Raw genomic sequence first — 19,894 nt, 5'->3', positions numbered from 1 at the left:
GCAGAGCCTTTTCCTGCAGAAAAGGATCCGACCCCTTCCTGAAATCACTTCAGCTTGGCAAGCACCGCGTCGGTGGCGGCAGCGGTGCTGACCGCCTGCCCCTTGGCCGCGAGATCGGCGGTGAACACGCCGTCATCCAGCACCGCGTGCACGGCGGCTTCCACCGCAGCGGCTTCGGCCTCCAGGTCCAGCGAATGGCGCAGCAGCATCGCGGCGCTGAAGAGGGTCGCGTAGGGGTTGGCAATGCCCTTGCCGGCGATGTCCGGGGCCGAACCGTGGATGGGTTCGTAGATGCCCACCGCGCCCGGCTCACCCAGCGAGGCCGACGGCAGCAGGCCCAGCGAACCGGCCAGCATCGAGGCTTCATCGGTGAGGATGTCGCCGAACATGTTCTCGGTGACGATCACGTCGTACTCGCGCGGCTTGGCCAGCAGGTGCATGGCCATCGAATCGACCAGCTGGTGTTCCAGTGCAATGTCCGGGAATTCCTCGCGGCCGATGCGCGCGGCCACGTCACGCCACAGGCGCGAGGTTTCCAGCACGTTGGCCTTGTCCACCGAAGTGACCTTGCCGCGGCGCTGCTGGGCCAGGCGGAAAGCGCTGCGCAGCACGCGCTCGATCTCGGCCACGGTGTAGCGGCACAGGTCGCTGGCGCTGTCGGCGTCGCGGGTCTTGTCGCCGAAGTAGATGCCGCCGGTCAGTTCGCGCACCACCACGAAGTCCACGCCCTGCAGCAGCTCGGCCTTGATCGGCGAGGCATGCAGCGCGGCTTCATGGGTGCGCACCGGGCGCAGGTTGGCGTACAGGCCCAGTGCCTTGCGGATCGCCAGCAGGCCCTGTTCCGGACGCACCTTGGCGTTCGGGTCGGACCACTTCGGGCCACCCACGGCGCCCAGCAGCACCGCGTTGGCGGCCTGGCAGGCGGTGAGGGTGGCGGCCGGCAGCGGCTCGCCGTGGCGGTCGATGGCGATGCCACCGATATCGTGCTCGCTGAAGGTGAAGGTGTGGTTGAAGCGTTCGGCGACGGCCTTCAGGACGGCAACCGCGGCGGCGGCGACTTCAGGGCCGATGCCATCACCGGGCAGGACAACAATTTCAGCGTGCATGCTCACTCTCATAACGGTCGATTTCAGGGACACGGCCCAACAGATACCCCAACTGGTCGACACCTTCCAGCAGGCAGGTCTGCGAGAAGCCGTCCAGCGGGAACGAATAGACGCGGCCGTCGGGGGTGCGCAGCTCGCGCGCGGCCACGTCGATGGTCAGCGCGTCGTCCGGGCGCTGCATCAGCGCCTGCACGTCGGCTTCATCCAGCACGATCGGCAGCAGGCCGTTCTTCAGCGAGTTGCCGCGGAAGATGTCGGCGATCTCGCTGCTGACGATGGCGCGCAGACCCAGGTCGGTCAGTGCCCACGGCGCATGCTCGCGCGAGGAACCGCAGCCGAAGTTGCGGCCGGCCAGCAGGATGCTGCGGCCGGCGTTGTGCGGCTGGTTGAAGGCGAAGTCGGCCACCGGCGAACCGTCGGCCTGCCAGCGCCAGTCATTGAATGCGTTGCGGCCCAGGCCGGCGCGTTCGGTGGTGGACAGGAACCGCGCCGGAATGATCTGGTCGGTGTCGATGTTGGTCTGCGCCAGCACCACGCTTGACGAGGTCAGGGTACGGAAACCGGCCATTACGCGACCTCCTGTGCGAACAGTTCGCGGGTATCGGCCACCTGGCCCTTCACCGCGGCCCACGCCGCGCTCATCGGCGAGGCCAGCAGGGTGCGCGAACCGGGACCCTGGCGACCCTCGAAGTTGCGGTTGCTGGTGCTCACCGCCAGCTGGCCGGGCGCGACCAGGTCACCGTTCATTGCGATGCACATCGAGCAGCCCGGCTCGCGCCATTCGGCACCGGCCGCGCGCACGATCTCGTGGATGCCTTCGGCCTCGGCCTGGCGCTTGACGATTTCCGAGCCCGGCACCACCAGCATCCGCACGCCCTCGGCGATGTGGCGGCCACGCAGCACCTGCGCCACTTCGCGCATGTCGCTCAGGCGGCCATTGGTGCACGAGCCGACGAACACCACGTCCACCGGCGTCCCGGCGAGAGCCTTGCCGGCCTGCAAGTGCATGTAGTCCAGGCCCTTCTGCGCGGCAGCATCGTTGGCGGCGGGGATGGGCATGTCCACGGCGATGGCGGTGCCCGGGTGCGTGCCCCAGGTCAGCGTCGGGCGGATGTCGGCGGCATCGATGCGCACTTCGCTGTCGAAGCATGCCCCTTCATCACTGCGCAGCTGCTGCCAGCGGGCCACCGCGGCGTCGAAGTCGGCGCCCTTGGGGCCGCGCGGGGTAGCGGCCACGAAGTCGAAGGTGACCTGGTCCGGGGCGACCATGCCGGCACGCGCACCGGCTTCGATCGACATGTTGCACAGGGTCATGCGCTGTTCCATGTCCATCGCCTCGATGGTGCTGCCGCGGAACTCGATGACGTGGCCGGTGCCACCGTTGACGCCGATCACGCCGATGATGTGCAGGACTACGTCCTTGGCCCCGACGCCGGGCGCCAGCGGGCCATCAACGGTGATCGCAAAGGTCTTGGCCTTACGCTGAAGCAGGCACTGGGAGGCCAGCACGTGGCCGACTTCGCTGGTGCCGATGCCGAAGGCCAGCGAACCGAACGCGCCGTGGGTGGAGGTGTGGCTGTCACCGCAGACGATGGTCATCCCGGGCTGGGTGAAACCCTGCTCCGGGGCGATGACGTGGACGATGCCGCGGTTGTCCGAGGCCATGTCGAACAGTTCGATGCCATGCTCGGCGCAGTTGCGCGCCAGGGTGGCGACCTGCGCTTCGGAGGCGGCGCTGGCGTAGGGCAGCTTGCCGTCGGCACCGGCCGGCAGGGTTGGGGTGGAGTGGTCCATCGACGCCTTGGTGCGATCCGGGCGGCGTGGCGTCAGGCCGCGCGAACGCAGCTCGGTGAACGCCTGCGGCGAGGTGACCTCGTGGATCAGGTGCAGGTCGATGTACAGCACGGCGGGGGCGCTGTCGGATTCGGGAACCACCACGTGGGCGTCCCACAGTTTGTCGTACAGGGTGCGGGGTGCGGAAGTCATGCGTATGCCTGGCAGAAGTACGAGAGAGCGAACATCAATAAAGAAAGTGGAACGGTCAAGTCAGCGACGGCGGGCGAGCACGCGCAGGCGCACGTAGTCGGCCAGCGGCTGGCCGGCTGCGTCGCGCGGCAGATCGTCCAGCAGAGCCACGGCGGCCTCGCGCACGGTGGCGCGGGCGGCCGCCGGCAGATCGTCCAGCAGCGGCGCGGCAAACACCCGCAGCCAGCCGGCCACGCCGGTCGGCAGCGCGGTGGGGCGCGGCGTGGTTTCGATCAGCTGCACCTGGAACCCATGCTGGCGCAGGCGGTCGGCGTAGGCATCGGCAGTGGGGAAATACCACTGGAACGTGCTGGCGCCATGGCCATGGGCAACGCGTGCGGCCTGCACCGCGGCGATGATCGTGGCCACGTTGCCATGGCCGCCGAACTCGGCGACGAAACGGCCGCCGGGGCGCAGGGAACGACGCACGCCTTCCAGCACGCGGTCCGGGCTGCCCATCCAGTGCAGCGCGGCATTGCTGAACACCGCATCGAACTCGGCGTTGAAGGTCAGCGCGCGGCCATCCATCACCTGGGCATCGACGCCCCGCGCGCGGGCGGCATTGACCAGTTCCGGCGAGGCGTCCACGCCGTGGATGCGTGCGCCGCTCAGGGCCAGTTCGGTGCTGAGTACGCCATCGCCACAGCCCAGGTCGAGGATGCGTTCACCGGTGCGCGGGTCGAGCAGGCGCGACACCGCACCGCCGAGCAGTGGCACGAAGCCGGCATCGATCGCATAGTCCTGGGCGTTCCACTGCTGGCCGGCGGCCGTGGTGGCGGTGTCGAAGGCGCTCATGTCAGTTTCCTCAGGCAGTGGCGGCGGTCGGGGTTTCGGTGCTGCTGGCGGCGGCCTGGCGCTGGCGCAGCAGGCGGTTGGCTACGTCCAGCCAGGCCAGCGCGGAGGCTTCGATGATGTCCTTGCTGGTGCCGGTGCCGTCGTACTCCACGCCTTCGTGGCGCACGCTCAGGTTGGCTTCCCCACGCGCATCGGCACCGATGCCGACGCTGTGCACCTGGTAGCTGTCCAGCTGCAGCTGCACGCCGGTGGCCGAGGACAGTGCGCCGAACAGGGCATCGACCGGGCCATCGCCCTGCGCGGTTTCGGCCACGCGGTTGCCTTCCGGGTCGGACAGTTCGACCAGCGCATTGGCGCGGCTGCCGACGTCGCTGATGGTCATCGAGGCCAGGCGGTAGCCCTGGTTGTTGGCGCCGCCCTGCATCAAGGCCTGCAGGTCGGCATCGGTGACCACGCGCTGCTGCTCGCACATCGCCTTGAACTGCTCGAAGACCAGCTTCAGCTCGTCTTCTTCCAGCCAGAAGCCCAGCGCACGCAGGCGCGATTCGACCGCGGCGCGGCCACTGTGGCGGCCCAGCACCATCTGCGAATCTTCCCAGCCCACGTCTTCCGGACGCATGATTTCGTAGGTGCCGCGGTGGCGCAGCATGCCGTGCTGGTGGATGCCCGATTCATGGGCGAACGCATTGGCGCCGACGATGGCCTTGTTGCGCTGGACCGGCATGCCGACCAGGCGCTGCAGCAGCTGCGAGGTGCCGACGATGCGCGGGGTGTTGATCGCAGTGTCCTGCTCGTAGAAGGCCTGGCGCACCTTCAGTACCATGGCGATTTCTTCCAGCGAGCAGTTGCCGGCGCGTTCGCCGATGCCGTTGATGGTGCACTCGACCTGGCGTGCGCCACCTTCGACGGCGGCCAGCGAGTTGGCCACGGCCAGGCCCAGGTCGTTGTGGCAGTGCGCGCTGAAGATCACGTTGGCTGCGTTCGGCACGTCGGCCACGCCGGCGATGACCTGCTGGAACATCGCGCGGATTTCTTCCGGCGTGGTGAAGCCGACGGTATCGGGCAGGTTGACGGTGGTCGCGCCGGCGGCGATCGCCACGCGGGATACTTCGATCAGGTAGTCCAGCTCGGTGCGGGTGGCATCCTCCGCCGAGAACTCCACGTCGTCGACGTAGGTGCGGGCCAGGGTGACGTGCCTGCGTACCGACTCCAGTACCTGCTCTCGGGTCATGCGCAGCTTGTGCTCGCGGTGCAGCGGGCTGGTCGACAGGAACAGGTGCAGGCGCGGATTGGCTGCTGCTTCCAGGGCGCGTGCCGAGGTTTCGATGTCGGCCTGCAGGCAGCGCGACAACACCGCCAGGGTCAGGCTCGGGCGGCGCAGCTCACGGCCGATCAGGGCCATCGCTTCGCGGTCGGACTGCGAGCTGGCCGGGAAGCCGGTCTCGATGATGTCCACGCCCAGTTCGTCCAGCGCACGCGCCATCACCAGCTTCTGCGGCGGGCTCATGCTGCAGCCGGGGGACTGCTCGCCGTCACGCAGGGTGGTGTCGAAGATGCGGATGCGCGGGGTGGTAATTCGTTCGATGGTGGTCACAGGGAAATCTCCTCGACAGCGGGCGCGACGGCTTGCAGGTGGGAAGGGGAAGAGGTGGGGGAGGCGGGGGCGCTGGCCTTGCTGGGCGAGCGTGGGGTTTCACTGCGGCGCCGGCGCGGTTTGCGCGGCGGCCGCGGGCGGATGTCGGTCAGCAGGCCGGCCAGCACGCCAGCATCGATGTTGCCGCCGGACACCACCGCACACTTGCGGCGGCCAGCCACGCGGCGGCCGGCAGCCAAGGCCAGCGCACCGGCGCCTTCGGCGATGATGTGTTCTTCCAGCGCCAGGCGGACCAGGGTCTCGCGCAGCTCGGCTTCGCGCACGATCACCACGTCGTCCAGCAGCGAGGCGCACAGGCGGCGGGTCAGGTAGCCGGGCACCTTCACCCGCACGCCGTCTGCCAGCGACGGCACCGGTGCGATCTCGTTGACATCACCATGGATCGCGCGGGCCATCGAATCGACGCCCTCGACCTGCGCACCGATGATGCGCACGCCCTGCGATTTCAGTGCCAGCGCCACGCCGGAGGCCAGGCCGCCGCCGCCGATCGGCACGATCACCACGTCCGGCGCATGCGGTGCCAGTTCGATGCCGACCGTGCCCTGGCCGGCGATCACGTCGGCATCGTCGAAGGCGGACAGGAAGCGGTAGCCATGGCGCTCGGCCAGTTCGACGGCGAAGGCGAAGGCCTCGTCGTAGCTGCTGCCGTGCTGGCGTACGGTGGCGCCCCAGTGGGCGACACCGGCGATCTTGGTGGCCGGCGCGCCATGCGGCATCACGGTGATGGCCGGCACGTCCAGGCGGTAGGCGGCCCAGGCCACGCCCTGGGCGTGGTTGCCGGCCGAAGCGCAGATCACCGGCCGGGTGTCGCCGCGTTCGCGGCCGGCCAGCAGCGCGTTCAATGCGCCGCGCACCTTGTAGGAACCGGTGCGCTGCAGGTTTTCCAGCTTCAGCCAGGTGCCGAAGCGCTCGGCATGGTGCAGCGGGGTAGGCGGCAGGAAGCGGCGCAGGCGGGCCTGCGCAGCCAGTACGTCGGCGACGCTTACGTCACCGACATCGCTTTCCTTGCTGGCATCAGCGGCCGGCATGGGCCACCAGCGGGTTGCCGGACTGCGCCAGGTGCGGGCACGGGCGAGGAAGAAGACGCCTCCGTGCCGGCACCGTGGTCGCTACGGTACGGGTGTTCATCATGCTGCTCCTTCCACGGGTGTCAGCTGTACCGACACGCAGTCGTAGATCTTTTCCATCTGCCGGCACAGGGTTTCCGGCGGCCGCTGGCCATCGACGACCAGCTGCAGGTGCCAGCGACCGTCATCGGCGGCCACCGGCGCGCCGCTGATCGCGCGCGGGGCGAAGCCGCGACGCTCGGCCATGCCGATCACGCGCAGCAGCGCGCCTTCGGCCGGGTGCAGCACCAGGTCAAGCCGGTATTGCATTGGGGGTCTCCTGGCGGGCGTGGGCGGGGTTGCTTTCCAGCATGGTGCTGTTGGCGGTGTTGGGCGGCACCAGCGGCCACACGTTGGCGCGTGCATCGATGGCCACGTGCAGCAGGGCGGGGCCCGGTTCGGCCAGCAGCGCGGCCAGGCCGCCTTCGACGTCGTCGCGGTTGTCGATGCGGGTGGCGGCAATGCCGAACACCTTGGCCAGGGCCACGAAGTCCGGGTTGTCGGACAGGTCGATCTCGCTGTAGCGCTCGGAGAAGAACAGCTCCTGCCACTGCCGCACCATGCCCAGCGAACTGTTGTCCAGCAGCACGATCTTCACCGGCAGCCGGCAACGCGCGATGGTGGTCAGCTCCTGCACGTTCATCATGAAGCTGCCATCGCCGGACACCAGCACCACGGTGCGGTCGGGGCAGGCGAACTGCGCGCCCATCGCCGCCGGCAGGCCGAAGCCCATGGTGCCCAGCGCGCCACTGGTCAGGTGGTTGCGCGGGTGGTTGAAGCGGCAATGCTGGGCCACCCACATCTGGTGCTGGCCGACATCGCAGGCGATGACCGTGTCAGCCGGCGCCACTTCGCTCAGGCGCTTCAGCAGCGCCGGGGCATAGATGTGCTGGCCCGGCGCGTCGTAGCGGGCGGTGAAGCGGTCGCGGTGCTGGGCACAGCGCTTGCGCCATGCGTCCTGGTGGGCCTGGGGGGAGGGGAAGGCCGCACGCAGGGCACGGATGGCATGGCTGACATTGCCCGGCACCGCGACATCGGCGCTGCGCAGCTTGGAGATCTCGTAGGCGTCGGCGTCGATGTGGACCACGCGGGCGAACGGCGCGAACTCGGTCAGCTTGCCGGTGGCACGATCATCGAAGCGCGCACCCAGCACCAGCAGCAGGTCGCTTTCCTGCACCGCCATGTTCGCCGCGCGGGTGCCGTGCATGCCCAGCATGCCCAGCGACTGCGGGTGCTGCGGGGGCAGCGCGCCCAGGCCACGCAGGGTCATCACGGTGGGGATGGCGCTGGCCTCGGCGAAGTCGCGCAGGTCCTGCACGGCCTCGCCCAGGGCAATGCCACCACCGGCGTAGATCACCGGCTTCTCGGCCGCCGCCAGGGCGGCGATGGCCTCGGCGATGGCCGCATCGGCGGCGGCCGCCGGTGGCTCCACGCGGGACGGCACGTGCGCCGGCAGGTGGCTGGCATCGGCCAGCTGCACGTCCTTGGGCAGGTCGATCAGCACCGGCCCGGGGCGGCCCTCGCGGGCAATGCGGAAGGCGTCGGCCACCACGCGCGGCAGGTCATCGACGCTGCGCACCAGCCAGCTGTGCTTGACGATGGGCAGGGTCAGGCCGAACACATCCAGTTCCTGGAAGGCGTCGGTACCCAGCAGCGGCGTGCCGACCTGGCCGGTGATGCAGACCATCGGCACCGAATCCAGCATCGCATCGGCGATGCCGGTGACCAGGTTCGACGCGCCGGGGCCGGAGGTGGCCACGCAGACGCCGACCTGGCCGCTGGCGCGGGCGAAGCCGTTGGCCGCCAGCGCCGCACCCTGCTCGTGGCGCACCAGGATGTGCTTGAGCGACGAATCCACCAGCGCGTCGTAGAACGGCATGATGGTGCCGCCGGGATAGCCGAACAGCGTCCGGACGCCCTCGGCCTCCAGCGCCTGGGTCAGCCAGCGCGCGCCGTTGGGCGGCACGCTGCGGTGTGTGGAAGAGTTCATGGGGGAACCTTGCAAAGCGGGTGGGGGTGGCCGCGTGGTTACGCGGCCTGTCCTTGCAACCAGACCATCTTGGCGCGCAGTTCCTTGCCCACCTTCTCGATCGGGTGCTCCAGGTCGGCCTGCTTGTACTTTTTGTAGTTCGGCAGGCCCGCTTCGTACTCGGCCACCCAGTTCTTGGTGAAGGTGCCGTCCTGGATGTCCTTCAGGACCTCCTTCATGCGCTCCTTGGTGCTGGCGTCGATCACGCGCGGGCCGCTGACGTAGTCGCCGTACTGGGCGGTCTCGGAGACGAATTCCAGCATGCGCGAGATGCCGCCTTCGTAGAACAGGTCGACGATCAGCTTCAGTTCGTGCAGCACTTCGTAGTAGGCGATTTCCGGCTGGTAGCCGGCTTCCACCAGCGTTTCGAAGCCGGCCTGCACCAGCGCCGAGGCACCGCCGCACAGCACTGCCTGCTCACCGAACAGATCGGTTTCGGTCTCTTCCTTGAAGGTGGTCTGGATCAGGTTCGCGCGGGCGCCGCCCAGGCCGGCCGCGTAGGCCTTGGCATGCTGTTCGGCCTTGCCGGTGACATCCTGGTGGATGGCCCAGATGCACGGCACGCCGCGGCCGATTTCGTATTCGCGACGGACCAGCGCGCCCGGGCCCTTTGGCGCGACCAGCACCACGTCCAGGTCGGCGCGCGGCTCGATCATGCCGTAATGCACGTTCAGGCCGTGGGCGAACAGCAGGCAGGCCCCCTGTTTCATGTTCGGCGCCAGCACCTCGTTGTACAGCTTCTTCTGCACCATGTCCGGGGTCAGCACGGCGACCAGGTCGGCGTCCTTCACGGCGTCAGCCGGGGCCACCACGTTGAAGCCGTCGGCCTGGGCCTTGGCTTCGGTCGGGCCGCCCGGGCGCAGGCCTACCACCACGTCGAAACCGGATTCGCGCAGGTTCAGTGCGTGGGCGCGGCCCTGGCTGCCGTAGCCGATGACGGCGATCTTGGTCTGGGGCAGATCGTTGGTGCTCATGGGGGAGGTTCCTTGCGGTGGGAAGAAAAAAGACGGCCGGCAGTCGAAGTGACGTACCGGCCGGTCAGGGGAGAACGGTGGGGGAGGCGCCGCGCATCGCACGGGCACTGCCACCACGAGGCGTCGTGGTGTGGCAGGTCCGGGTTTTGCAGTTGGCGGTGTTCATGGTGGTTGCGTCTGAAACCAGGTCTTGAAATGAAAAAACCCGCACCGGGGCGGGTGCGGGTTTTGTCGAGTTCCGGTGTATCTGTTGCTTACACGCTGGCTCGTCCCGCACCTGTTGGCTGGGTAATAAGTACGAGCACGAGAGTCGAACGCAGCGAGGCGGCGCCGGTGTCGGCGGCTTCAACGTGGGTTCGCAGTGGCGTGGTGTGGTGCAACATGTGATCGAGAGAAACATGTGCGATTCGGCAGTGTCAACCCTGGCAACGGATATTTTTTTTGTTTCCGCTGCATCCGGCGCAATCGCTTGTGGCACAAGGATGGTTTCCAGAGAAAGTGTTTCGGTGAACCCGAATTCACTCTTTTCAGCGGGTTTTTTGCGCGGCATCGAGGGGCTTTCACCGCTGCGCTCGCCGGTCATGGCCCGCCGCTACCGGGTCTCGTGCAGGTATCGCCGGGCCACGTCCAGCGGCGTGTGACCGCCGCCCATGACCTCTGCCCGATACCGCGTGAAGGCCGCAGCGGCGAAGATCGGGGCACCACCCTTTCCCCGGAACCCGACCGTGTCCCGACGCCTTGCCCGTTCCCTGCTGGCCGCTGCCGTGCTGGCTACGCTGCCGACCCTGGCCGCCGCCGCCGACCGCATCACCGGCCATACCTTCGCCACCCGCTCGGAGGTGATCGCCCCGCATGCCATGGCCGCCACCTCGCAGCCGCTGGCCACCCAGGTCGCGCTGGACGTGATGAAGGCCGGTGGCTCGGCGGTCGACGCCGCCATCGCCGCCAACGCTACCCTCGGCCTGATGGAGCCAACCGGCAACGGCGTGGGCGGCGACCTGTTCGCCATCGTCTGGGACCCCAGGACCCAGAAGCTGTACGGCTACAACGGCTCGGGCCGCTCGCCGAAGTCCCTGACCCTGGCCGAGTTCCAGCGCCGCGGCCTGAAGGACATCCCGGCCACCGGTCCGCTGCCGGTCTCGGTGCCCGGCGCGGTTGACGGCTGGTTCGCCCTGCACGAGCGCTTCGGCCGCAAGCCGATGGCCGACAACCTGGCCCCGGCCATCCGTTATGCCCGCGAGGGGCATCCGGTGGCTGAAGTCATCGCCTATTACTGGGACCGCTCGGTGCCCAAGCTCTCGCAGTACCCCGGCTTCAAGGAACAGTTCACGATGAACGGCCACGCCCCGCGCAAGGGCGAGATGTGGAAGAACCCGAACCTGGCCAGCACCCTGCAGCAGATCGCCGACGGCGGCCGCGATGCCTTCTACAAGGGCGCCATCGCCCACACCATCGGCGACTATTTCAAGGCCAACGGCGGCTACCTGAGCTACCAGGACATGGCCGATCACCACGGCGAGTGGGTCGAGCCGGTCAGCAGCAACTACCGCGGTTACGATGTGTGGGAGCTGCCGCCCAACAGCCAGGGAATCGCCGCGCTGCAGATCCTCAACGTGCTGGAAGGCTACGACTTCTCGAAGATCCCGTTCGGTTCGCCCGAGCACGTGCACCTGTTCGTGGAAGCCAAGAAGCTGGCGTTCGCCGACCGCGCGCGCTTCTACGCCGACATGGCCTTCCAGCCGGCCCCGGTGCAGAAGCTGATTTCCAAGGACTACGCCGCGCAGCGCCGCGCGCTGATCTCGATGGACAAGGCGCTGAAGGAAGTGCAGCCGGGCACGCCCAAGCAGCTGGAGGAGGGCGACACGATCTACATGACCGTGGCCGACGCTGACGGCATGATGGTGTCGTTGATCCAGTCCAACTACCGCGGCATGGGCAGCGGCATGGCTCCTCCGGGCCTGGGCTTCATCCTGCAGGACCGCGGCGAGATGTTCGTGCTGCAGAAGAACCATCCCAACGGCTACGCACCGGGCAAGCGCCCGTTCCAGACCATCATCCCGGGCTTCATCACCAAGGACGGCAAGCCGTACGCCAGCTTCGGCGTGATGGGGGGCGCGATGCAGCCGCAGGGCCACGCGCAGATCGTGATGAACCTGGTGGACTTCGGCATGAACCTGCAGGAGGCCGGCGATGCACCGCGCATCCAGCACGAGGGCTCGACCGAACCGACCGGCCAGGCGACGGCAATGAGCGACGGCGGTGAAGTGAATCTGGAAACCGGCTTCCCGTACGAGACGGTGCGCGCGCTGATGCGCAAGGGGCACCGCATCGTGTTCGCCGACGGGCCGTATGGTGGCTACCAGGCGATCATGCGTGATCCGGACACGGGCGTGTATTACGGCGCCTCGGAGAGTCGCAAGGATGGGCAGGCGGCGGGGTACTGAGGTTTCCGGCCAACGGGCTGAGCCCCCTCTGCGGTGGTGGTGGTTTCAGTGAAGCTTGGCTTGGCCGGGGGGGGGGGGGGTGGGGGGGGGGGGGGCGCCTGAAAGCAGCCAGCGCGGGGGGCGCCCCCCAAGCCGGCGCCCCCCCCCCACCCCCCCCCCCCCCACCACGGACAGTTTCCGTGGCCATCACCGCAGGAAAAGAAAAAAGAAGAGCAAAGGCAGAAGCAACAGCCGCGGGCTTTGGGTTTGGGTCGGATCCGCTTTCCGCAGGAAAACGGCTCTGACCCCTTCTTGTTTTCCAATACACCTCATCCACGCAAATTGCGGAAAACCAACCGTCACCGGGAAACTGTCAGGGGTGGGGGGGGGGGGGGGGGGCGCCCCCCGGGCCCCTGGGGGGCCCCCTACCCCCCCCTTGCCTGGTTTTCCGGGGGTGCCCGCCCCACCACCCCCCCCCCGCCAAACCAGCATCAACCCAGAGCCGCTTCTGCCGTTGCCGTTGCATTTAGTAGGTGCAGGGCTGCAAGCCCTGCAAACGACACTCAACCCTGATCCTGCGCCCGCGCCGCCTCCGCCTGCGTCTCCTCCTGCGCCGCCATCTCCCGCGCAATCCACGCATCGATCATGTGCCGCTGCCGCAGCGCCTGCCGCCGCTCCCGCGTGTACTCCTCATCCAGCACCCGGTACAGCGACACCATCACCAGCACCATCAACAGTGCGAACGGCAGCGCCGCGATCGTGATCATCCCCTGCAGCGCATCCAGGCCGCCGGCCAACAGCAGAGCCGCCGCGATCAATGCCACCGCTACGCCCCAGGCCAGCTTGCGCTTCAGCGGCGGATCGCCCGCCTCGTCGGTCGACATGCTGGCCAGCACCAGTACCGCCGAATCAGCAGAGGTGACGAAGAAGATCATCAGCAGCACCAGGGCGATGCACGACAGCAGCAAGGGCATCGGCATGCTGTCAAACATTGTGAACAGAACCGTCTCGTAACCGTTACCCAGTGCCTGCACCAGATCGGCATGGCCGAAGATCTGCGACCACAGCGCCGTGCCACCAAACACCGTGAACCAGAAAAAGCCCAGCAGCGTCGGCGCCAGCACGACACCGATCACGAACTCACGCACGCTGCGCCCACGCGAGATGCGGGCGATGAAGGAGCCAACGAACGGGGCCCAGGAGATCCACCAGGCCCAGTAGAAGATCGTCCAGTCGGCCACCCAGGTGCTGCCCGAGAACGGCGACATGCGCAGGCTCATGGTCACCAGTTGGTTGAGGTAGGACCCCAACGTGGTGGTGAAGGTGTCGAAGATGAAACCGGTCGGGCCGAGCACCAGCACGATGGCGGCCAGCAGTGCCGCCAGTGCCAGGTTGAAGTTGGACAGCCACTTCACCCCGCGCTCGACGCCACTGGCGGTGGATGCCATGTACAGCACGAAGGCGACCGCGATGATGGTCATCTGCAAGGGCACGCCCGCCTCCAGGCCGAAGATGCGCTCCACGCCGGCGCCGATCTGGATGGTACCGAAGCCCAGCGTGGTGGCCACGCCAATGGCCGTGGCGACCACCGCCGCGACGTTGACCACTTTGCCGATCCAGCCGCGGTGGTGGTGGCCGATGATCGGTTGCAGCATGTCACTGACCAGGCCGCGTCCATTGCGGTTGAACTGGAACCACGCCATTGCCAGGCCGATCAGCGCATAGATCGCCCAAGGATGAAGTCCCCAGTGGAAGAATGCATAGCGCATGGACGCGCGCGCAGCATCCATGCTCTGCGGTGCCAGCCCTTCCGGTGGCTTGGTGAAGTGGGAAATGGGCTCGGCCGCGCCCCAGAACACCAGGCCGATGCCCATGCCGGCCGCAAACAGCATCGACATCCAGCTCGCGCGTGAGAACTCGGGCTCAGCGTCTTCTCCGCCGATGCGCAGGTTGCCGAAGCGGCCGAAGGCCAGGTACATCAGGAAGGTCAGTGCAAGGAACACCACCAGCAGATAGAGCCAGCCAACGCTGCGGATGACATCGGCCAGGACCGACTGCACGAAGGTATTGAAGGGGCCTGGCGCGAAGCCGGCAAGAAGCACCAGGACGAGCACCAGTGCGATGGAAATGCGAAACACCATGAAGGAGCTTCTCCGATCAAGCGAGTGAGGGGAGCGAGCCAGAGCTTGCAGCGAGGGCCGTGCATGCGGCGCCGGATCACGTTACTGAACGGAATGTCATCGTGCCGTTAACGAGGGTTGGGTCCCGTTGCTCCGCAACGGGGCTCTGGCCCCTTTCCCCGCACCTTCGTGCTCTAATGCGCGGCAAGAAGCGGGGGTACCGCGGCCTGGTGGTCGCGGTTGAGATAGTCCCTTGGAACCTGATCCGGCTCATACCGGCGTAGGGAAGCTTTGCAGTGCAGCCGTGCCCGGAGTCCGCCCAAGGACCGTCCGGGCGCGGTGCGCAGTGCGCCGCCGCTTCGTCCCTGACCCTTCCTGGACGATGCCCGATGAACGCACAGCTCTCCGCCCTGCAGCAGCAGGCCCAGCAACTCTCCACGTCGGTGATCCAGCCGATTGCCGGTTCGCGCAAGATCCATGTGCCGGGCTCGCGCCCCGACGTACGCGTTCCGATGCGCGAAATCGTGCTGTCCCGCACGCCCGCACTGTTCGGCGGCGGCGACAACGCGCCGGTCACGGTATACGACACCTCCGGCCCCTACACCGACCCGGAGGCGCGGATCGATCTCTCAGCAGGTCTGCCGGCTCTGCGCCGCGGTTGGGTCGAGGAGCGGGGCGACACCGAACAGCTCGATGGCCTGAGCTCGGCGTTCGGTCGCGACCGCGAACACGATGCGAAGCTCGCCCCCGTGCGCTTTCCCGCGCGCAGCCTGCCACGGCGTGCGCGTGCCGGTGCCAACGTCACCCAGATGCATTACGCACGGCGCGGCATCATCACGCCGGAAATGGAGTTCGTCGCCATCCGTGAGAACCAGCGGCTCGAGGCGATCCGCGATGCGGCGCTGCTGCAGCAGCATCCAGGGCAGTCGTTCGGCGCCGCCATCCAGGACATCATCACCCCCGAATTCGTGCGCGATGAAATCGCCCGCGGGCGCGCGGTGCTGCCCAACAACATCAACCACCCGGAAACCGAGCCGATGATCATCGGCCGCAACTTCCTCACCAAGATCAACGCCAACATCGGCAACAGCGCGGTGTCCTCGGGGATTGCCGAAGAGGTGGAGAAGCTGGTGTGGGCCATCCGCTGGGGCGGCGACACGGTCATGGACCTGTCCACCGGCAAGCACATCCACGAAACACGCGAGTGGATCATCCGCAACTCGCCGGTGGCGATCGGCACCGTGCCGATCTACCAGGCGCTGGAGAAGGTCGACGGCCGTGCCGAAGCGCTGAGCTGGGAAATCTTCCGCGACACGCTGATCGAACAGGCCGAGCAGGGCGTGGACTACTTCACGATCCATGCCGGCGTGCTGCTGCGCTACGTGCCACTCACCGCCAAGCGTGTTACCGGCATCGTCAGCCGCGGCGGCTCGATCATGGCCAAGTGGTGCCTGGCGCACCGCAAGGAGAATTTCCTCTACACGCATTTCGAGGACATCTGCGAAATCATGAAGGCTTATGACGTGACCTTCTCGCTGGGCGATGGCCTGCGCCCGGGCTGCATCGCCGATGCCAACGACGCGGCGCAGTTCGGTGAACTGGAGACGCTGGGCGAACTGACGAAGATCGCCTGGAAGCACGACGTGCAGACCATGATCGAAGGCCCCGGGCACGTGCCGATGCAGCTGATCAAGGAAAACATGGACAAGCAGCTGCACGAATGTGGTGAAGCGCCGTTCTACACGCTGGGGCCGCTGACCACCGACATTGCACCAGGGTACGACCACATCACCAGTGCCATCGGCGCGGCGATGATCGGCTGGTTCGGCACGGCGATGCTCTGCTACGTCACGCCGAAGGAACACCTGGGCCTGCCCAACCGGCAGGATGTGCGCGACGGCATCATGGCCTACCGCATCGCCGCGCATGCGGCAGACCTGGCCAAGGGCCACCCGGGTGCGCAGGTGCGCGACAACGCACTGAGCAAGGCGCGCTTCGAGTTCCGCTGGGAAGACCAGTTCAACCTCGGCCTGGACCCGGAAAAAGCGAAGGCGTTCCATGACGAGACGCTGCCGAAGGTTGCGCACAAGCAGGCGCACTTCTGTTCGATGTGCGGCCCGAACTTCTGCTCGATGAAGATCACCCAGGATGTGCGTGACCATGCCGAAGCGGGGTGGCAGCGGTAGCGCCCGTCCGCCGGTTGGCAACGCAAGCGCCGGGCCATGCCCGGCGAGCGCAGCGGCCTGTGGAAACCGCCCGGCATGGCCCGGCGCTGCCACCACGCATCCACCCTGCACCGGCTATCCTCGCGCCATCACCCAGGGGAAGAACGCCATGCCCGTTGCCATCACCACCCGCTGGCTGGCCATCGCCCGCCGTCATCCGTCGGCCTGGTTGCTGGGTGCGCAGCTGATCGCGGTGATGTTGTACCCGGCACTGGATGACACCGCAGGCGGGCGCGCCGCCTTGGGTGGGTTCGGCATTGCGGTGCTGGGGCTTGCGCTGTGGGTGGTGCAGCGCAGCCCGCTGGGAACGTGGCTGGCGCTGCTGCTGGCGATTCCGTCGGTGGTGTTTTCCATTGCCGCGGCACTGCTGGACCGACCCGCGCTCGGAACCACGGCGCAGCTGCTGGAAAGCCTGCTCTATTTCTATACGGCAGGCGCGTTGATCGCCTACATGCTGCAGGACCATAAGGTCACCCGCGATGAGCTGTTTGCTGTTGGTGCTACGTTCACGTTGCTCGCGTGGGGCTTCGCGTTCGCATTTGCGGTCTGCCAGCAGTGGTATCCGGGCAGTTTCCAGGGCAGTGGAGAGGGTCCGCAGCGCACTTGGATGGAGCTGCTTTATCTGAGCTTCAGCTTGCTGTCAGGGGTGGGGCTCAGCGACGTCGTTCCGCTGCATCCACAGGCACGCGCATTGGTCATGCTGGAGCAGTTTTCCGGCGTTATGTACGTCGCTCTGGTGGTTTCGCGACTGGTCGGATTGACCATGATCCGACGGCTCTGAAAATGAACCCCAGATAAAAATTTCGCGCCCAAAGGGGCGCGAATGATGTTGCTGCTTATGTGAATGCGTCGGCGAGAGAGAGCCTGATGTCCACCACGCATAGGCGAGGTAACCTGCATAGGCTAATATTCGCGCGCTTCGTTTTTTTTGCGGTATGCGCCGATGCTTTTTGCGGAATCTGGCTTCTCGCTGTGCCTCGGACGGAATCGTGTCGATTGGCAGTTGCCTCCGTGGCCCGTTTCAGACTTTTAGCAACACATGACCAGCGAAACCCAGCCGCCTGAAGCCGACCGCATACGGATCGGCGATTGCACAGTGACGTTGTCCTCGCGCGAGGTTGACGTTGTGGGTGCGCGTCGCCCGCGCCGGCTCACGCCGAAAGCGCTTGGCGTGCTGCGCGTGCTGCTGCGGCAACCGGGTCGCGTGGTCACCCGCGAAGAACTGTTCGCGGAAGTGTGGCCGGATACGCTGCCGACCAATGATGTGCTGACCCAGGCCGTGACGCAGCTGCGCAAGGCGTTCAGCACCGGCCAGGACAACGGCCAGACCTACATCGAAACCATCGCCAAGACCGGCTATCGATTGCTGGTGCCGGTGCAGGTGCTGGCCGATGCCGTGCCTGAAGGTGCGGAAGACGCGGCTTCGCCCGAAGCGCTCGCCGTCGATGAACCCGTGGCAGTGCTGCAGCCGGCAGCGAATGCGGCGGCGCGCCGTCGCTGGCGCTACTGGCGTCGTCGCCTGCTGCTGGCACTGGGCGTGGCGATGCTGCTGGCGTTGCTGGTGCTGACGGTGTTGCTGGTACGGCGTCCGTCGCCGGTGAGCTCGCCGGTGGATGCGGCAGTGGAAGATGGCACGCGCGTGATCGGCAGCCCCGAACGCCCGTATCGCCTGATCACCGCGACCGCCGGATTCGAGACCTATCCCACGTTGTCGCCGGACGGTTCGCAGGTTGCCTATGAAGGCGCGAACGAGGACGGCAAGGGCGGCAACGCGATCAAGGTGCAGACTTCGGGCAACGCGCCTGCACGCCAGCTGCTGTCGCCGCCGGAAGGCGCCAATGATCGTTTCCCGACCTGGTCACCGGATGGCCGCGAAATCGCCTTTGCACGCTTTGCTGCCAACGGCAGCTGCCAGGTGCTGGTGGCCAGTGCCACCGGCGGCGCGTTGCGCCAGGCCACGCGCTGCGATGGCACCGAACTGCTGAGCTTCGACTGGACGCCGGACGGCCGTGGCCTGGTGTTCGGCAGCATGGTCGGCCGCTACGCCCATCGCGGCATCCGCGTGCTGGATCTGCCCACCGGGCAGTGGCGGGCGATCGACTACGCGGTGGACGAGGACGATTTCGACTATGCGCCGCGCTATTCGCCCGATGGCCGCTGGCTGGTGTTCGTGCGTAATCCTCAGCTGGGCGATCTGTGGCGCGTGCCGGCCACGGGCGGCACGCCCGAACAGCTGACCAATGAATCGGCCGAGCTGCGTGGCTGGGCCTGGCTCAGCGATGGCCGCACCATCGTGTTCGGTCGCCGCGTCGACAGCGAAGCCCGTCTGTACTATCTGGACGTGGCACGGCGCACCCTGCGTGACGCAGGCCTGGATGATGCGCAGTGGCCGGCGGTGTCGCGCCGCGGCGACATGCTCGCCTTCGTCCATCGGCGTGCCCAGTTCGGTGTCTTCAGGATGCCGTCGACCGGTGGCAGCGAGCGCTTGTTCGCTTCCAGCGGTCGTGACGCCCAGCCGATGCTGGCCCCCGATGGCCACCAGCTGGTCTTCAGCTCCGACCGCTCCGGCAGCTTCGCGCTGTGGTGGGCCGACCTGCAGCGGCCCGATTCGTTGCGGCCGATCGAGGGCCTGCGCCCGGAAGCCCGGCAGGCCCCGGACTGGTCAGAAGACAGCCGCCAGGTGCTGGTGGTAGGCCGCGATGACCACGGCAAGGCGGTGGTCTATGAGATCGCGCCCCGTGACGAGCGGCTGCAGCTGCTGCCGGTGCCGGTCGAGCAACCACTGCAGGTGCTGTACGGGGCGGACCCGGACCAGCTGCTGGTGCTTGAGCGCGACGCGGACCAGCACACCCGCTTGAGCCTGTTCGACCGCAGCAGCCAGCCGTGGCGCCGCCTGGCCAGCGTGGAAGGCGTTTCCCAGGCGCGTTTCGACCGCAGCGGCGGGCGGGTGGTGTTCACCCGGCTGGCGGCCAGTGGGCTGTGGTCCATCGATCCGGCCCTGGACCAGGCCAGTGTCCAGCAGATCAGCCAGGACCGGCCCAGCCGCTGGCGCTACCGGACCTGGACCGTGGCTGGGCAGGGCGCCGTGGATTACCTCGGCACCAGCAATGCCTGCGCCACCACCCTGGTGCGCCTGCGCGGCAATCAGGAGCAGCCGGAGCGCTGCCTCGATGCACAGCGGCTCAGTGCCGGCAACGGCCTGAGCGCCAGCGCTGATGGGAACGACCTGTACCTGGCCCTGGCCGTCACCGACGGGGCCGACATCGGCGTCATGCGCCTCCCCAAGGCGGCGCCGCCGCTGTTTCCGGCGTTCAGCAAGTTGCTGATTTTCAACGACAATGGGCCTTCGTAATTTCTTCGTGACGATCTCGTCGCGAATTCGTGGCGATCTCGTCAGACTTTCCTGACGCGGAAGCGCCTGATTGGGCAAAACGGTG

The 19,894-nt window shown here is 67.3% G+C and carries 15 protein-coding genes and 1 riboswitch; of the genes, 5 read left to right on the top strand and 10 right to left on the bottom strand.

What is annotated here, in order from left to right:
• Nucleotides 1-44 precede the first annotated feature (44 nt).
• The 9 genes from leuB to ilvC form a co-directional block, all read right to left on the bottom strand.
• Entirely contained in the window at nucleotides 45-1,106 is a 1,062-nt protein-coding gene (leuB, locus tag AC1VXD_RS07830; protein WP_482991587.1) for a 3-isopropylmalate dehydrogenase, read from the bottom strand.
• Nucleotides 1,096-1,674: a 3-isopropylmalate dehydratase small subunit gene (leuD, locus tag AC1VXD_RS07825; protein ID WP_482991586.1), complete on the bottom strand. Its 579-nt coding sequence runs from the start codon at nucleotides 1,672-1,674 to the stop codon at nucleotides 1,096-1,098. Before leuD ends, leuB begins: the two co-directional genes overlap by 11 nt.
• A complete protein-coding gene (gene leuC / locus AC1VXD_RS07820) occupies nucleotides 1,674-3,092 on the bottom strand; it encodes a 3-isopropylmalate dehydratase large subunit (protein ID WP_482991585.1) in 1,419 nt (472 codons plus the stop codon). Before leuC ends, leuD begins: the two co-directional genes overlap by 1 nt.
• A 60-nt stretch (nucleotides 3,093-3,152) precedes the next feature.
• Nucleotides 3,153-3,926: a class I SAM-dependent methyltransferase gene (locus AC1VXD_RS07815; protein WP_482991584.1), complete on the bottom strand. Its 774-nt coding sequence runs from the start codon at nucleotides 3,924-3,926 to the stop codon at nucleotides 3,153-3,155.
• Between the two features lie 10 nt (nucleotides 3,927-3,936).
• Nucleotides 3,937-5,520, bottom strand: a complete 1,584-nt coding sequence (locus tag AC1VXD_RS07810) for a 2-isopropylmalate synthase (protein ID WP_482991583.1) — start codon at nucleotides 5,518-5,520, stop codon at nucleotides 3,937-3,939.
• Nucleotides 5,517-6,608, bottom strand: coding sequence for a threonine dehydratase (locus AC1VXD_RS07805; protein WP_482991582.1), 1,092 nt, complete (start codon nucleotides 6,606-6,608; stop codon nucleotides 5,517-5,519). Before AC1VXD_RS07805 ends, AC1VXD_RS07810 begins: the two co-directional genes overlap by 4 nt.
• A gap of 99 nt (nucleotides 6,609-6,707) precedes the next feature.
• The gene (locus AC1VXD_RS07800; protein WP_079223152.1) at nucleotides 6,708-6,956 is read right to left on the bottom strand and encodes an ACT domain-containing protein; all 249 of its coding nucleotides are present in this window, start codon (nucleotides 6,954-6,956) and stop codon (nucleotides 6,708-6,710) included.
• Nucleotides 6,940-8,676, bottom strand: coding sequence for an acetolactate synthase 2 catalytic subunit (gene ilvG, locus AC1VXD_RS07795; RefSeq protein WP_482991581.1), 1,737 nt, complete (start codon nucleotides 8,674-8,676; stop codon nucleotides 6,940-6,942). Before ilvG ends, AC1VXD_RS07800 begins: the two co-directional genes overlap by 17 nt.
• 38 nt (nucleotides 8,677-8,714) lie before the next feature.
• Nucleotides 8,715-9,689: a ketol-acid reductoisomerase gene (gene ilvC, locus AC1VXD_RS07790; RefSeq protein WP_200751341.1), complete on the bottom strand. Its 975-nt coding sequence runs from the start codon at nucleotides 9,687-9,689 to the stop codon at nucleotides 8,715-8,717.
• Nucleotides 9,690-10,087: 398 nt separating this feature from the next.
• On the opposite strand from ilvC, the gene AC1VXD_RS07785 reads away from it, so the two are divergent.
• Nucleotides 10,088-10,330: a hypothetical protein gene (locus AC1VXD_RS07785; RefSeq protein WP_482991580.1), complete on the top strand. Its 243-nt coding sequence runs from the start codon at nucleotides 10,088-10,090 to the stop codon at nucleotides 10,328-10,330.
• An 84-nt stretch (nucleotides 10,331-10,414) separates the two neighbouring features.
• On the top strand, nucleotides 10,415-12,133 hold the full coding sequence (gene ggt, locus AC1VXD_RS07780; protein WP_482991579.1) for a gamma-glutamyltransferase: 1,719 nt from the start codon (nucleotides 10,415-10,417) through the stop codon (nucleotides 12,131-12,133).
• A gap of 542 nt (nucleotides 12,134-12,675) precedes the next feature.
• On the opposite strand, the gene AC1VXD_RS07775 is transcribed toward ggt, so the two are convergent.
• On the bottom strand, nucleotides 12,676-14,253 hold the full coding sequence (locus AC1VXD_RS07775) for a BCCT family transporter (RefSeq protein ID WP_482991578.1): 1,578 nt from the start codon (nucleotides 14,251-14,253) through the stop codon (nucleotides 12,676-12,678).
• 182 nt (nucleotides 14,254-14,435) lie between these two features.
• Nucleotides 14,436-14,537: riboswitch (TPP riboswitch) on the top strand.
• 84 nt (nucleotides 14,538-14,621) lie between these two features.
• Between AC1VXD_RS07775 and thiC the strand changes: the two genes are divergently transcribed.
• The 3 genes from thiC to AC1VXD_RS07760 all read left to right on the top strand — a co-directional run bounded on the left by thiC (nucleotide 14,622) and on the right by AC1VXD_RS07760 (nucleotide 19,809).
• Nucleotides 14,622-16,418 (top strand): phosphomethylpyrimidine synthase ThiC, encoded by a 1,797-nt coding sequence (thiC, locus tag AC1VXD_RS07770; RefSeq protein WP_482991577.1) that lies wholly within the window; start codon nucleotides 14,622-14,624, stop codon nucleotides 16,416-16,418.
• 148 nt (nucleotides 16,419-16,566) lie between these two features.
• Nucleotides 16,567-17,238 carry an ion channel gene (locus AC1VXD_RS07765; protein WP_482991576.1) on the top strand — a complete coding sequence of 224 codons (672 nt, stop codon included), beginning with the start codon at nucleotides 16,567-16,569 and terminating at the stop codon, nucleotides 17,236-17,238.
• 258 nt (nucleotides 17,239-17,496) lie between these two features.
• Entirely contained in the window at nucleotides 17,497-19,809 is a 2,313-nt protein-coding gene (locus AC1VXD_RS07760) for a winged helix-turn-helix domain-containing protein (protein WP_482991575.1), read from the top strand.
• The last annotated feature ends 85 nt before the right edge of the window (nucleotides 19,810-19,894 follow it).

The sequence above is a fragment of the Stenotrophomonas sp. STEN054 genome (assembly GCF_056854535.1).
The sequence above is the reverse complement of the archived record's forward strand: the minus strand, read 5'-3'. Positions and strand labels throughout refer to the sequence as shown.